The sequence below is a fragment of the Haemophilus paraphrohaemolyticus genome, from assembly GCF_002015045.1.
Lineage (GTDB): Bacteria > Pseudomonadota > Gammaproteobacteria > Enterobacterales > Pasteurellaceae > Haemophilus_A > Haemophilus_A paraphrohaemolyticus.
In genome coordinates, this window is the sequence record NZ_MUXX01000002.1 from 94,783 (window position 1) to 108,434 (window position 13,652).

General features: G+C 43.6%; 14 protein-coding genes and 2 riboswitches. Of the genes, 3 read left to right on the forward strand and 11 right to left on the reverse strand.

Annotation, left to right across the window (positions count from 1 at the left end):
* Window positions 1-282 precede the first annotated feature (282 nt).
* The 11 genes from B0184_RS00865 to leuB all read right to left on the reverse strand — a co-directional run bounded on the left by B0184_RS00865 (window position 283) and on the right by leuB (window position 9,759).
* Complete coding sequence (locus B0184_RS00865; RefSeq protein ID WP_005708481.1) at window positions 283-1,587, reverse strand: MFS transporter; 1,305 nt, start codon at window positions 1,585-1,587, stop codon at window positions 283-285.
* A complete protein-coding gene (gene thiE, locus B0184_RS00870; protein WP_005708469.1) occupies window positions 1,571-2,251 on the reverse strand; it encodes a thiamine phosphate synthase in 681 nt (226 codons plus the stop codon). Before thiE ends, B0184_RS00865 begins: the two co-directional genes overlap by 17 nt.
* Window positions 2,252-2,261: 10 nt before the next feature.
* Window positions 2,262-3,071 (reverse strand): bifunctional hydroxymethylpyrimidine kinase/phosphomethylpyrimidine kinase, encoded by an 810-nt coding sequence (gene thiD / locus B0184_RS00875; protein WP_005708471.1) that lies wholly within the window; start codon window positions 3,069-3,071, stop codon window positions 2,262-2,264.
* Entirely contained in the window at window positions 3,064-3,855 is a 792-nt protein-coding gene (gene thiM / locus B0184_RS00880; protein ID WP_005708539.1) for a hydroxyethylthiazole kinase, read from the reverse strand. The genes thiD and thiM overlap by 8 nt, the downstream gene beginning before the upstream one ends.
* Window positions 3,856-3,969: 114 nt before the next feature.
* Window positions 3,970-4,058, reverse strand: a riboswitch (TPP riboswitch).
* 93 nt (window positions 4,059-4,151) lie between these two features.
* Window positions 4,152-4,325: a hypothetical protein gene (locus tag B0184_RS10490; protein ID WP_005708494.1), complete on the reverse strand. Its 174-nt coding sequence runs from the start codon at window positions 4,323-4,325 to the stop codon at window positions 4,152-4,154.
* Window positions 4,325-4,984 (reverse strand): tetratricopeptide repeat protein, encoded by a 660-nt coding sequence (locus tag B0184_RS00885; RefSeq protein ID WP_005708599.1) that lies wholly within the window; start codon window positions 4,982-4,984, stop codon window positions 4,325-4,327. The genes B0184_RS10490 and B0184_RS00885 overlap by 1 nt, the downstream gene beginning before the upstream one ends.
* 302 nt (window positions 4,985-5,286) lie before the next feature.
* Complete coding sequence (gene tenA, locus B0184_RS00890) at window positions 5,287-5,934, reverse strand: thiaminase II (protein ID WP_005708535.1); 648 nt, start codon at window positions 5,932-5,934, stop codon at window positions 5,287-5,289.
* Between the two features lie 10 nt (window positions 5,935-5,944).
* A complete protein-coding gene (locus tag B0184_RS00895; protein WP_005708580.1) occupies window positions 5,945-6,889 on the reverse strand; it encodes an ABC transporter substrate-binding protein in 945 nt (314 codons plus the stop codon).
* Window positions 6,890-6,911: 22 nt separating this feature from the next.
* Complete coding sequence (locus tag B0184_RS00900; protein ID WP_005708452.1) at window positions 6,912-7,649, reverse strand: ABC transporter permease; 738 nt, start codon at window positions 7,647-7,649, stop codon at window positions 6,912-6,914.
* On the reverse strand, window positions 7,646-8,368 hold the full coding sequence (locus tag B0184_RS00905; protein WP_005708557.1) for an ABC transporter ATP-binding protein: 723 nt from the start codon (window positions 8,366-8,368) through the stop codon (window positions 7,646-7,648). Before B0184_RS00905 ends, B0184_RS00900 begins: the two co-directional genes overlap by 4 nt.
* Before the next feature lie 73 nt (window positions 8,369-8,441).
* A riboswitch (TPP riboswitch) is annotated at window positions 8,442-8,530 on the reverse strand.
* Window positions 8,531-8,676: 146 nt separating this feature from the next.
* A complete protein-coding gene (gene leuB / locus B0184_RS00910; protein ID WP_005708568.1) occupies window positions 8,677-9,759 on the reverse strand; it encodes a 3-isopropylmalate dehydrogenase in 1,083 nt (360 codons plus the stop codon).
* A 93-nt stretch (window positions 9,760-9,852) separates the two neighbouring features.
* On the opposite strand from leuB, the gene B0184_RS00915 reads away from it, so the two are divergent.
* From B0184_RS00915 to B0184_RS00925, 3 genes are all read left to right on the forward strand, one after another.
* Window positions 9,853-10,095, forward strand: a complete 243-nt coding sequence (locus tag B0184_RS00915; RefSeq protein ID WP_005708560.1) for a YceK/YidQ family lipoprotein — start codon at window positions 9,853-9,855, stop codon at window positions 10,093-10,095.
* A gap of 91 nt (window positions 10,096-10,186) precedes the next feature.
* Window positions 10,187-11,491 carry an acetyl-CoA C-acyltransferase gene (locus B0184_RS00920; RefSeq protein WP_005708541.1) on the forward strand — a complete coding sequence of 435 codons (1,305 nt, stop codon included), beginning with the start codon at window positions 10,187-10,189 and terminating at the stop codon, window positions 11,489-11,491.
* 14 nt (window positions 11,492-11,505) lie between these two features.
* The gene (locus B0184_RS00925) at window positions 11,506-13,650 is read left to right on the forward strand and encodes a 3-hydroxyacyl-CoA dehydrogenase NAD-binding domain-containing protein (protein WP_005708429.1); all 2,145 of its coding nucleotides are present in this window, start codon (window positions 11,506-11,508) and stop codon (window positions 13,648-13,650) included.
* The last annotated feature ends 2 nt before the right edge of the window (window positions 13,651-13,652 follow it).

Genomic DNA, 13,652 nt, shown 5'->3' on the forward strand with positions numbered 1-13,652 from the left:
ACGCCTTGCGGTAAAACGCAAGGCGTTTTGTTTTTAAAAGTAAATATTGGGCATAGTAGATAAAAACATTGGCAATAAGTGGGATGATGGTATTCTTTATGTTACTGTATAGTAAAAGTACACATACAAGGAGACATCGCCAAGTGTTTGCAATGTTCTTTAGTAAAGATCCCCCAAAAAAACACATAGAATAAAAAAGAAATAAAGTTACAACAAAAGATGAATTTCTTGCAAAGCGCTGCCCCTTGAAACTGCAGTTTCAAGGGGCATTTTTTACTTTCTTTAAGCTAATGTACTATCCCTTGTCTCCTTCATAAACCACAACCCAATCAAGCTCAACACAGCATTCAACGTTAAATAAATCCCCACACCTTTTAGCCCGTAGTTTGCATTCAATGGCAAAGCAATAATCGCCGCAACACTTGCGCCAAATAAGCCTGCGATGTTGTAAGTGAGTGACGCACCTGAATAGCGGGCGTGAGTTGGGAAAAGCTCAGGCAGGAAACTAGCGAGTGGTCCATAGCCCATTCCGATAAGCCCCATCCCAATGAACAAGAACCAAAACAGGCTGACGGTCGTGCCGTTTTCAAGGAAGAACGGCAAAGCTAAACCGAAAAGGGCAACACCAACAGTTGTCCAAATGAGCCAAATACGGCGACCAACTTTGTCGATATATTTACCCGAAGCGACAATCGTTATTGCCAAAGAAACCGCACTTGCCATCAATAAAGCGGTGAAAATTTGTGGGGAAAATCCCAATCCCATCGCATAGCCTGCTTCTGATACTGTTGGGGCAGATTTTGCATAAATTTGGCTAAAGGCAATCATAATATAGAACAGCACATAGCCTGCGATGCAAACCAACATTCCTAAGAAAAACGGCTTGAAATGAGTAGTGATGACTTCCAACATTGGCAAACGTTTTGGCTGCGGTTTGTTAAGTGCAGCAAGGAAAATCGGTGCTTCCGCCAATTTTAGGCGAACATATAAGCCAATTGCCACTAAGATAACGGAAGATAAAAACGGAATGCGCCACGCCCATTCAGCCATAGCTTCTTGTCCGAAAATTGCCGTAATGCCCAAGAATACGCCATTTGCCAGCAACAAACCAAGCGGTGCACCCAGTTGTGGGAAAATACCATACCAACCGCGTTTACCTTCAGGGGCATTTTCAACCGCAACTAACGCTGCACCGCCCCACTCGCCGCCTAAACCGATACCTTGCCCAATACGGCATAAACAGAGCAAAATTGTCGCCCAAATACCGATGCTGTCATAGGTTGGCAATAAGCCAATAACCACAGTGGAAACGCCCATCAACAGCAAGCTCATCACAAAGGTATTTTTCCGCCCGAAACGGTCACCGAAATGCCCGAATAATATTGCTCCCAAAGGACGAGCAATAAAAGTGAGTGCTAAAGTGGAAAGTGCTGCAATCTGCCCTGAAAGCGGATCAGCTGAGTGGAAAAATTGATGGTTAAACACTAACACCGCTGCCATTGCGTAAATGTAGTTATCGAAATACTCAATTGCGGTGCCGACCATTGTCGCCGTCGCAACCTGCTTTAAACTATTTTGCGTACCCATCACTTGCCTCCCGTAATGCTTTTGTTGCTGCTTTAACATTTTCTGCGTGACTGATGGCTGTAATCACTGCCACACCGTCCGCCCCAAATTCTCGTAAGGTTTTAACGTGAGCTAACTTCACCCCACCAATTGCCACAAGCGGTTTCGTTATCCCCGCATTTCGCAGAGTTTGAATAAACGCCATTCCTAGTGTTGGCTTCGGATTCTCTTTCGATTGCGTTGGGAAAATTGGGCCAATTCCAAAATAATCAATTTCCGCTAAATTTTCCCCAATTTTCGCCTCATCTAAACGGTTTACCGACCAACCAATAATTAGCGGTTTATCCGTTTTAGTTCGAATCTCCGCAACGGGCATATCGCTTTGCCCAACGTGAATTCCATCCGCCTCGATTTCCAACGCCAAATCAACGTTATCATCCACAATAAACGGTACGCCATATTCACGGCACAAATCACGACAACTCATCGCCAGTGCCTTCTGTGCTGAGGGCGTATGTTCTAACGAAAACTTACCTTTATCCCGAAATTGAAAGCAAGTAATCCCGCCTTCTAACGCTTGTTTTAGCACGAATAATAAATTTTCTGACAAGTCCTCGCCAAAATGACGGCAATCTTGCGTGCCTGCCACAAAGTAAAGCGGTAAGATTTTTTGAATATTTTTCATCTTTCAATCCTTAAAGGCGACTATAAGCCCAATGATTTGTCGGCCCGTGTCCTTGCCCAATATTCAACGGGTGAGAAATCGCAGCGGTAATAAAATCTTTCGCTGTTTTCACCGCACTTTGCAGCGGTTCCCCTTTCGCCAATTCAGCGGTTAAGCAGGCGGAAAAGGTACAGCCCGTACCGTGTGTATGTGGCGTGTTGAAACGAGGGCTTTGCAAAGTAAAATGACGACCATCCGCAAGTAAAACCCAATCTTGGCACAGCTCACTTTGCGAATTGAGCGAATGTCCGCCCTTAATAATCACATTCTTCGCTCCCTGTTTTTGCAACGCTTTTGCGGCTTGTTGAATACTGGTGTCGTCCACAATCGCAATCCCCGTTAAAGCTTCCGCTTCGGGAATGTTTGGTGTAATTACGTCTGCCAACGGCAGCAATTTTTGGCTTAACGCACTCACCGCTTGCTGTTGCAATAACGGTGCACCACCTTTGGCGATCATCACAGGGTCTAGCACCAGTGTGCCGAATGGTTTATCGGCAAGAAAATCTGCCACACATTCAATAATTTCTGCATTGCCCAACATACCGATTTTGCAACTTGCAATTTGGAAATCATTTTTGACCGCTTGCAGCTGGGCAGTAATAGTGTTGAGCGGAATAGTATGAATATCAAACACGCCGAGCGTATTTTGAGCTGTAACAGCTGTAATTGCTGATGTACCAAACACCCCCCGCATTTGGAAAGTTTTGAGGTCCGCCTGAATGCCTGCACCACCGCCACTGTCTGACCCCGCGATGGTTAAAACTTGTTTCACGTTACTCATTGATGCGCCCTCTTTGTCCAATGGTTTCAGGGGAAAGTGCAGCAAGTTCGTCCAACAAACGAATTTGGAACTGCCCTACTTCGGTTGTTAAACCTTCAGCAGCCAATTCACCCGCCACCGCATAAGCCACGCTCGCCTCAAAGGTAGCGGCAAAATGATTGCCAGAATCAACCGCTAAAAATGCCGCACACACGGCACTCAACAGGCAACCCGAAGCCGTGACTTTCGGGAACAATGGCGTGCCGTTGTGAATGGTCGCAGTTTGTGTGCCATCGCTGACAATATCCACTGCCCCACTAATCAACACTGTACAGCCATACCGTTGAGCCACTTTCTCGGCAACGGCTTTTAAATCCACCTCGCCCTGACCTGCATCTACACCTTTTGCCTGCCACGCCTCACCTGCAATCGCAGCCAATTCGCCCGCATTGCCACGAATCAGGGCAAATTTTACCTCGGCTAAAAGCTCACGAATGGTCTCACGGCGATAACTGGTCGCCCCTACACCCACAGGATCTAACACCACAGGAATCCCAACCAAATTCGCGGTTTTGCCCGCTAATAACATCGCCTCTCGCTCCTTGCCAATCAGCGTGCCGATATTAATAACCAACGCTTGACTGATTTTCGGTACTTCCTGCATTTCTTCGACATTCGCCGACATCAAAGGCGAAGCCCCCAATGCCAACAAACCATTGGCACTAAAATTCGCTGCCACAATGTTGGTAATGTTATGAATGAGCGGATTTTGCTCACGGATTTTGGAGAGATAGATGGATTTCATGACAATTTCCCTATTCTGTGCGTGTAACAAACACAAACGCCCACAAGCTAGTGGGTGAAAGTAGTGATGGAAATCGGGGAAGATGAGAACGATAAGATCGTGATTGATAAGAATAGACTTGGCATATTAGTTTCCTACGTCAGTGCTAACTGTTTCAGGTTCACGGGTATCATCTCAGCCTTTCGGCACCCCGACTAAAAATTGGAGGAAGTTTACGCTTCTTTTTAAGAAAAAACAAGCGGTCAATTTCTTCTCACGTTTTGCAAATAGTGGGAAGAATTTGACCGCTTGAACAATTATTTCTCTTGTTCTTTTTCGTTTAACTCTCGATATTTATCACACCCTTCTTGGCTGCGTAAATCGCAGGCATCACCAAAATATGTTTTCGCTTTAATACACCTGATTGAAAATAACCCTTGCCCTACATTCCAAAATTCGCATTGTAATTGCGGTAAGAAGAATAAAGGCATTAGCGTTCTCCTCTATTTAGCTTACCGTAATATTCGCAACCATCTTGATAACCATTATCACAAGCCTTGCCAAACCATTCTTTAGCTAAAGCTTTATTGAATTGAACGCCTTTTCCTAAAAAATATACGGTTCCTAATATCATTTGAGCATTTGCATTTCCCTGCTCCGCCGCTTTGCGATACCATTTCACTGCTTCAACATCATCTTGTTTGACGCCTTGTCCATTGGCATACATATTACCCAAATTAAATTGAGCCTTTGCATATCCCTGCTCCGCTGCTTTGCGATACCATTTCACTGCTTCAACATCATCTTGTTTGACGCCTCGTCCATTGTCATACATCACGCCCAAATTCAATTGAGCATTTGCTTCTCCCTGCTCCGCTGCTTTGCGATACCATTTCACTGCTTCAAAATAATCTTGTTTGACGCCTTGTCCATTGGCATACATCACGCCCAAATTAAATTGAACATTTGCTTCTCCCTGCTCCGCCAGAGGTAACCAAAGTTTAAAGGCAGTTTGATAGTCGCTTTGCTGATAAGCGCTTAAACCTTGTTGGAATTGCTGTTCCGGCGTATCTGCCCAAGCGGTGGAGTGAAAAGAAAAGATAGAAACACCGAAAAGTGCGGTGGTAAGAAGTGTTTTTGTGAATCGCATAGAAATTGTCCATTTATTAACCAATCATTCATCTTTCTAAACATGTTTATTGTTTAGCAATATGTTTTGTTAGTATCTCTGTAAAGAGATACTAACAGGCAGTATACTGCCTTGCGAAAGGTTAAAAATTGAACTAAAAGAAAGGTAATCAGAAGGAAAAAACAAGCGGTCAAATTCTTCTCACTTTTTGCAAATGGTGAGAGGAATTTGACCGCTTGGCTGAGGTTCTACTCTGTTATCTTTATTTTGATGAATAGCTGCTTTTTTCGGATCGCTATTTTGCTGACTTCAGCAAAATGTACCTATGCAAAATCCAATCCCATTTGCCAAAACGCAATTTCCATTCTAGTGGCGGTAGTAAAAATCTGTTGAATCTCCGCAACTTGGCTTGGGTTTAGCGGTTTGCAAACGGTGGTAAGAAAATCAACGGTTTCTTGGGCAGCTTGTTGAAATTCCTCACTCGCATAGGTGTCAATCCACGTTTGATAAGGGTTGTTCGGTAAGCGAGGATAATGCTGAGTAATGTAACGAGCAACTTGAGCGTAACCCAAAGCACAAGGGGTCACGGCTGCATAAAGCTCAGCCAAACTGCCCGTCATGCCACAATCAAGCAAATAGCGGGTGTAAGCAATGCAAGCGGCACTTTCTTGAGTAGCAAAAATCTCTTGTTCGCTAATGCCCCATTGGCGGCAATAATCCAAATGTAATTGCACTTCTTGACAGATAACCTCCAACGTTTGACGAGGGATTTCCATTTCTGCAAAATTTTTTGCTTTATATACGCCCAAAGCAAAGGCTCGGCTGTAATGAAAAAGATAGAGATAATCCTGCTTCAAATAATGCTGAAAACAAGCTTTTGGTAGCGTACCTTTTGCGAGCTGTTGCACAAATTCGTGTTCAATATATTGTTGCCAATAAGGCTGAGCTTGTTGAATGAGTTGTTCAATCATCTTTTTTTCCTTATTCAATTTCTACCGCATATTCTTTCAAATCTAAGACTTTCGGAATTAAGCCTTTTTGTTGCATAAATTCTGCCATTTGTTGATAACGTTTAGCGTCTAATTGGCGAGGTTTATTGGCTAAGAAAGGGAGCGTGTCTTTCCACGCCAGTTGGTTTAATGGCGTGTTGAGTTCGTTCGGTTTATAGCTTACAAAGGCTTGCCACGCTTCATTAGGGTGAGCTTGCAAATAGCTGGTGGCTTGTTCAAGTGCGGTCAAAAATGCAGATGTTTTTTTATCTGTTACGCTGTTTTTATTAGCAACTAAAATCAATTCATCATAAGCAGGCACGCCATATTGTTCAGGGAAGAATGCGATACCTTCTTGCTTTTCTAAAGCAAGCTGATTGAGTTCAAAATTACGAAATGCGCCAATCACAGCATCCACTTGTCCAGTTAAAAGGGAGGGAGAAAGCGACCAATTTACATTTACTAATTCCACATCTTTATTGCTTAAACCAATAGAATGAAGCATTGTATCAAGCAATCCATCTTCAAAACCGCTGACAGAATACCCTACTTTTTTACCTTTTAAATCAGCAAGGCTTTTCAAATTGCTCTTTTTTAGTACCACTACGCTATTTAATGGATTTGAAATCAGTGAACCCACTCGCACTAAAGGTAAGCCTTCTGCCACTTGCTGATAAAGTTGAGGCTGATAACTCACGGCTAAATCAACTTTTCCTGCCGCCGCTAATTTCGGCGGTAATGCGGGATCAGCAGGTTCGATAATTTCAACCTCAAGGTTATTTTTTTCAAAAAAACCTTTCTGCTGTGCCACAATAATGGCAGCGTGATCGGGATTTACATACCAATCTAGCATTATGCTGATTTTCTCTTTTGCAAAGCTAGGAAGTGTGAGCATTAGCCCCATTACAAAGCTGAAATAACGGATGATTGTCTTCATTTTTTTCTCCTTTAATGAAAAGTTAAACAGACCAAATAAAACGGTGTAATAGCCAATCAATGCTGAAATATAAACAGAGTGAAATTGCCACTAAAATCAGCAAGGCAGCAAACATTAAATCCACTTGCATTCGAGCATTGGCGTGAATCATCAAATACCCCAAGCCTTCAGACGAACCTACCCATTCTCCTACCACCGCACCAATCGGGGCAACCGAAACCGCAATACGCAAGCCAGAAGCGAAGGCAGGCAAAGCCGCAGGTAATCGCACTTTAAGCAATAAACGCAAGGGGGAAATGTTAAAGGTTTTTGCCAAATCGAGCCACGCTTGTGGAGTGTTGCGTAACCCATCATAACAAGCTGCCGTGACGGGGAAGTAGATAATCAGCACCGACATAACTATTTTGGATGCCATTCCATAACCAAACCACAACACCAACAACGGTGCGATAGCAAACACGGGAATCGCTTGTGAAATCACCAAAATCGGCAATAACACGGCGGAAATTTGACGAGAAAATGAGAGCAACAACGCCGAAATCAACCCAAACAGAAAGCCTAACAACAGCCCTAAGCAGATTTCTAACAACGTGACTTGCGTATGCTGCCAAAGCAGTTCAGCGTGTGTGAACAACTGCTGCCCTACAGCTTGCGGTGAGGGAAAAATGTAGTGAGGGAAGCTGCCCAAGGTTGCGACCATTTGCCAGAGCATCAACAACACACCTACAATTAAAAGCGGTTTAAGTAGGCGAATTTTCATTGCTCGCCCCCTAATTCTCGCAATAATTGTTGCTGCAACGCCCATAAATTGGCTTGATGCAACTCACGAGGGGCGTTCCCTTCGGGCAAAATCACCGCCGACAATGCTGTTTGATGAGTTTCAGGCGAACGCAGCACAAAAATACGATGGCTTAGCCGCAATGCCTCTTGCGGATCGTGGGTCACGAGCAGCACTGATTTATCTTCAAGCAGTTCAAAGGCTAAATCTTGAAGTTGATGGCGACTGATGGCATCAAGAGCGGAAAAAGGCTCATCAAGCAAAATCAAATCCGCCTCTTGCATTAAAGTGCGTGCCAAGGCAACCCGCTGTTTTTGCCCGCCCGAAAGTTGCGAACAAGACTTGTGCCAATGTGCTGCCATTCCCACTTTTTCAAGCAACATTTTAGCTTTTTCAGTGGTTTTTGCAGATTTTCGCCCAAATAAAACCGCTTGCAACTGCACGTTATCTACAATTGATAGCCACGGATAAAGCGTCTCTTTTTGTGGCATCCACGCAATGCGAATTTTCGGTTCAAATAGGATTTTTCCCTGCACCACACCTTGCGTCTCAATGCCCGCCAGTAATCGCAAAAGTGTCGATTTCCCCACGCCTGAACTGCCCAATAAGCTTACCCACTCATTCGGCAACAGGGTTAAATTAAGATGCTCAAATAACGTCTGCCCATTAAAAGCAAGACTCAAATCTTGAATACGCACCATCGCTCGCCCCAATGATTAAAGGGAATGTGTAATAAAAAAGAAAGGATAAGAAATGGAATGAAAAAAAAATGGATTTTTTGGCATATTAGTTTCCTACGTCAGTGCTAACTGTTTCAGGTTCACGGGTATTATCTCAGCCTTTCAGCACCCCGACTAAAAATTGTTGGTAAGTTTACGCTTGTTTGGTAGAAAAAACAAGCGGTCAAATTCTTCTCACGTTTTGCAAAATAGTGAGGGAAATTGACCGCTTGGATTCTTAAAGAAGCGTTGACTTTAACAAATCGCGTTTAATGTGATGAATGACAAAACTACGCCAAGATATTCTTCGCAATCACATCACCCATTTCACTGGTGGAAATTGGGGCGGTGTTGTCTGCTAAATCGCCAGTACGGTAGCCGTCAGCAAGGGCTTTTTGGATTGCTTGTTCAATCGCATCAGCTGCCTCGTTGAGGTTGAAGCTATAACGCAGCATCATTGCCGCAGAAAGAATTTGTGCGATTGGGTTAGCAATGTTTTTGCCTGCGATGTCTGGTGCAGAACCGCCAGCTGGCTCATATAAACCGAACCCTTCTTCGTTAAGGCTCGCAGATGGAAGCATCCCCATTGAGCCTGTGATCATCGCTGCCTCATCGGAAATAATATCACCGAAGATGTTTGAGCAAAGTAAGATGTCGAACGACTCTGGTGCTTTGATAAGCTGCATTGTGGCGTTGTCGATATACATATGCTCAAGTGTTACTTCTGGGAATTCTTTCGCCACTTCGTTTACCGTTTCACGCCATAGAATTGAGCTTTGTAACACGTTCGCTTTGTCGATTGAAGTAACGTGTTTTCTGCGTTTCATTGCAGATTCAAACGCCACACGTGCGATACGTTCAATTTCATATTTGTAATAGACTTCAGTGTCGAATGCTTTGGTTTGTGCACCTTTGCCTTCACGACCTTTTGGCTGACCGAAGTAGATACCACCTGTTAATTCACGCACGACCACCATATCGAACCCTTTTGCAGCGATGTCTGCACGCAATGGGCAGAATTTTTCTAAGCCTTGATAAAGTGCAGCTGGGCGTAAGTTGCAGAAAAGTTTGAAGTGTTTGCGAAGAGGGAGTAATGAACCACGCTCTGGTTGTTCATCTGGTGGAAGATTTGTCCATTTCGGGCCGCCTACTGAACCGAATAAAATGGCATCCGCTTCTTCACACCCTTTTAAAGTGTTCTCTGGCAAGGCTTTACCTTGAGCATCGATCGCGGCTCCGCCAATGTTGAAGTGGTTGAAATTCAATTTAAAACCAAATTTTTGCTGTGTCGCTTCAAGCACTTTAATCGCTTGTGCCATAATTTCAGGTCCGATGCCGTCACCTGCTAAAACTGCAATGTTGTAAGTTTGCATAAAATCCTCTGTTGTTATTTATTAATAAAATGGCGTTAGTTTACCCAAAAAGCAGATTTTCGGCTAGAATTAAGTTTACTTTAAGGAGTGAAAATGAAACGAGAAACTAGCAAAAAAGTATACAAATTCATCTGTTTTGCCATTATTTGGATGAATTTGGCCGCTTGTGGTACAATTATCAATCTCTCAAAAGGCGATTATACCGTTTATAGCGGGGTAAAAAATGACTTCTCCGCCATTCAAAATGGGGGCATTTTAGGTGTACTCGCTATGATTGATTTACCGCTCAGCTTTGCCTTTGACACCTTGTTATTGCCTGTAACATTAAGCAAATAGATGTCTACTACTTTCTTTTAGTTCGCCCCATCCCATGCTAAAATGCCCGCTTTTGTAACCTTAGCTTTATCATTACCCACAGGGATAAGCCATGCCGAAACAACACCTTTTAACCACTCAAGGCAACCGCATTGCAATTGTAAGTGGGTTAAGAACGCCTTTTGCTCGTCGTGATACTGGTTTTAAAGATGCCTATGCCACTAGCCTTGGCACGATGGTCACCAACGAACTATTAAGCCGCTTGGCGATTGACCGCAATAAAATTGAACAACTCGTTTTTGGGCAAGTTATCCAACAGCCCGATATCCCTAACCCTGCCCGCGAAATTGCTCTCGCTCTAAATATGCCACGTCTTCAAAGTTATAGCATTAGTAGCTCTTGTCTTTCTGGCTTGCAAGCAATTGTCAATGTTGCAGGTAGCATTCTTTCTGGCTCAATTTCAGCAGGCATTGCAGGCGGTGCGGATTCGATTTCAAACGCCCCTATTAGCCTTAGCCCTCGCGTAATTTATAAATTCAAATCAATTTTCAAAGCTGAAACGCTCGATGAAAAATTTCGCCGTTTTCGTGATTTTTCTTGGGGTGATTTCAAGCCGCACGGGGTAAATTTAAAAGACTTCACTACGCAACTTTCGGTGGCTGAACTCTCTGAACAGATAGCACAAGATTACAATATCAGTCGAGCTGAACAAGATGAATACGCACGTTTTTCAAATGAAAAAGCCTCAAATGCGTGGAAATTGGGTCTGTTTAAAGAAGAAGTAATGCAATCTGTGCCACGCCCTTATACCGATTTTGTGGTGGCGGATACGCTCATTAACGCAGCGACTCGCCCACAATATTATCAGCATTTTTCGCCAATTATGCACAAACCTTATGCGACGGTTACTGAGGCAAATATTCCGCAACCTATGGATGGTGCGGCGGCGGTATTGTTGATGAACGAAAGCCGAGCCAAAGCGTTAGGACTTGAGGTGTTGGGGTATATTCGCAGTTATGCAATTACAGGCAATGATATTTGGCACAATATGTTTGCAGGGGCGACGATTTCTAGCTCAATTGCCCTTGAACGTGCGAGCTTAACGCTTGCCGATATGGATTTTATTGATATTCACGAAACCTCAGCAAGCCAAATGTTGATGAATATTCGTTTGTTTGAGTCGGACGATTTTGCAAAATCTCAGCTAAATAGCACCGCTTGTTTGGGCAAAATTGATTTCGATAAGCTCAACCATTTGGGCGGTTCGATTGCCTTTGGTAACCCACGAGCAGTCACCAGTCTTCGCACCGTGATTCAGTCGCTTTTCGCCTTAAAACGTAAAGGTGGTGGCACTTCTCTGGTTGCTTCAAGTGGCTTGGGCGGTTTAGGTGCGGCAATGGTGTTAGAAACAGAATAGAAAGTGAGGATGATATGGCAGATCAAATTGAACAAGCACAAAGCGAAATGAACAAAACAAACCGTCCTACTTTCCAAGTTGAAGTTGATGATAATCGCATTGCGGTGGTAAACATTTTAAGCCCAGAAAATGATGCGAACTGGCTGCCAGAAAATTGCGTAGAAGAACTGCGCAACGTGATTGGTAAGGCGATTTATCAACAAGTACGAGGCATTTTATTTATTTCAGCTCGCCCAAAAAACTTTATTCAAGGCTTTAAACTTTCGGTATTACAAGGCAAAACAGAAGCCCAGCTCAAACAATTTTCGCAAGAAATGCAATTAGTAATGCGTGAACTAAATGTGCTTAAAGTGCCAGTGGTTGCGGCTATTGATGGTCATTGCTTCGGAGCAGGTTTGGAGCTCGCTTTAGCCTGTGATTATCGCATCGCCTCCGATGAAGTTTACACACAATTTGCAATGCCACAAATTCGCTCTGGCATTCTGCCGTTTTCGGGTGGTACTCAGCGTCTGCCACGTTTAATTGGCTTAAATCAGGCAGCGGATATGCTCAGCTCGGGCAAAAAAGTGGATGTGGAGCATGCCCTCAAGCTCGGTTTGGTTGATATGACTGTGCCTGCAAATCGCTTATTCGAAGTGGCTTATCAGCTTTTGTTGGAGAATCAAGTCACAAAAGCGGATTACAAGAAACCTAAAAATTTCTTGCTCAAATGGCGTAAAAAATTGGAAGGCATGCCATCGTTACGCAATAAACTGCTTGACCGTTTGGAAAACCGCCTCTGGCAACGAACGTTCGGTAACTATCCTGCTGTGGTTGAATTGATTGAGTTGCTCAAAGAGCCACATTTCAAGCAAGGTTTAACTTTTGAACAAGATACGTTGGTTAAACTGCTCAACACTGAAACTGCAAAAGTGTTGGTAAACTTGAAGAAAACCGAACGAACGATGAAAGATAAATACGCCATTCGTGGCAATGTTCGTGATGTATTGCAGGTCAGTATTCTCGGCTCTGGCTATATGGGAGCAGGTATTGCTTACTTAACCGCCAATAACGCCCGTATTCCTGTGCGAATCAAGGATATTCACCCTTCTGAAATCCAAAAAGCATTACGCACTTGCTACGACTTAATGCGGCACGCGGTGCAAAAAAAGCAGCTGCGTGAAGGCGAGATGATTCAACGAATGAATTTGATCACAGGAGGCGAACGTTTAGTTGCCGCGAAATCGACTGATTTTATTATTGAAGCAGTGTATGAAGATCTCAAGCTTAAGCAACGAATATTGCAAGAAAGCGAGAATTACTACGATGAACACGCTATTTTTGCGACAAATACCTCCACATTTTCGATCAAAGAGATTGCATCAGTGGCAAAACGTCCAGAAAATGTGATCGGTTTTCACTATTTTAGCCCTGTAACCAAACAGCAATTGGTAGAAATTATCCCCCACGAAAGCACGAGCGAACACACCATTGCCACCGCGATCCACTTTGCGATTCAGCAAGGCAAAGTACCGCTTTTGGTTTCGGATACGCAAGGTTATTTCATCAACCGCTTGATCACGCCATTATTGCTTGAAGCGATGCAATGCGTGATTGATGGCGAAGCGATTGAATTTATCGACCGCTCGCTGCAGGAATTTGGCTTCAAAATTGGACCGCTTGCCATGATTGATGAAATGGGTTTAGACGTGCTAAACAAAGCGACACCAGCCTTGGTAAACGCTTATGGCAAACGTTTCGAAATGCCAGCTAAAATAGAGCTGCTTATTCGCAACGAACGCAAAGGCTGCAAAAATAAGCGTGGCTTCTATATGTATGACAAGCACGATACGCGCTTGCAAGAGGATAAAAGCATCTATTACGTGATGGAAACCATCACGCAAAATGATTTGGAAGCAGAAGAAATCACCCGTCGTTGTATTTTACGAATGATTAATGAAGCTGCGTGGTGTTTGCACGAAAAAGTGATCCAATCGCCTGAAGAAGGGAATGTCGCTTCCGTGCTTGGTACTGGTTTCCCTCAATTCAGAGGCGGTATCTATGCCTATATGGAAAAAGTAGGTACGAAAGAGATTGTTAAACAGCTCAAAGCTCACCAGAAAATTTATGGAGATAGATTTGCACCTTGTCCGTTTTTGTTAACACAAGCTGAAAAATAATG

What these genes read in the sequence shown, in the direction of transcription:
- B0184_RS00900 (WP_005708452.1), bottom strand. Translation starts at nt 7,649, where the DNA reads ATGAAAATTCGCCTACTTAAACCGCTTTTAATTGTAGGTGTGTTGTTG.
- B0184_RS00915 (WP_005708560.1), top strand. Translation starts at nt 9,853, where the DNA reads ATGAAACGAGAAACTAGCAAAAAAGTATACAAATTCATCTGTTTTGCC.
- B0184_RS00925 (WP_005708429.1), top strand. Translation starts at nt 11,506, where the DNA reads ATGGCAGATCAAATTGAACAAGCACAAAGCGAAATGAACAAAACAAAC.
- B0184_RS00885 (WP_005708599.1), bottom strand. Translation starts at nt 4,984, where the DNA reads ATGCGATTCACAAAAACACTTCTTACCACCGCACTTTTCGGTGTTTCT.
- B0184_RS00905 (WP_005708557.1), bottom strand. Translation starts at nt 8,368, where the DNA reads ATGGTGCGTATTCAAGATTTGAGTCTTGCTTTTAATGGGCAGACGTTA.
- thiM (WP_005708539.1), bottom strand. Translation starts at nt 3,855, where the DNA reads ATGAAATCCATCTATCTCTCCAAAATCCGTGAGCAAAATCCGCTCATT.
- tenA (WP_005708535.1), bottom strand. Translation starts at nt 5,934, where the DNA reads ATGATTGAACAACTCATTCAACAAGCTCAGCCTTATTGGCAACAATAT.
- B0184_RS00865 (WP_005708481.1), bottom strand. Translation starts at nt 1,587, where the DNA reads ATGGGTACGCAAAATAGTTTAAAGCAGGTTGCGACGGCGACAATGGTC.
- thiD (WP_005708471.1), bottom strand. Translation starts at nt 3,071, where the DNA reads ATGAGTAACGTGAAACAAGTTTTAACCATCGCGGGGTCAGACAGTGGC.
- B0184_RS00920 (WP_005708541.1), top strand. Translation starts at nt 10,187, where the DNA reads ATGCCGAAACAACACCTTTTAACCACTCAAGGCAACCGCATTGCAATT.
- thiE (WP_005708469.1), bottom strand. Translation starts at nt 2,251, where the DNA reads ATGAAAAATATTCAAAAAATCTTACCGCTTTACTTTGTGGCAGGCACG.
- B0184_RS10490 (WP_005708494.1), bottom strand. Translation starts at nt 4,325, where the DNA reads ATGCCTTTATTCTTCTTACCGCAATTACAATGCGAATTTTGGAATGTA.
- leuB (WP_005708568.1), bottom strand. Translation starts at nt 9,759, where the DNA reads ATGCAAACTTACAACATTGCAGTTTTAGCAGGTGACGGCATCGGACCT.
- B0184_RS00895 (WP_005708580.1), bottom strand. Translation starts at nt 6,889, where the DNA reads ATGAAGACAATCATCCGTTATTTCAGCTTTGTAATGGGGCTAATGCTC.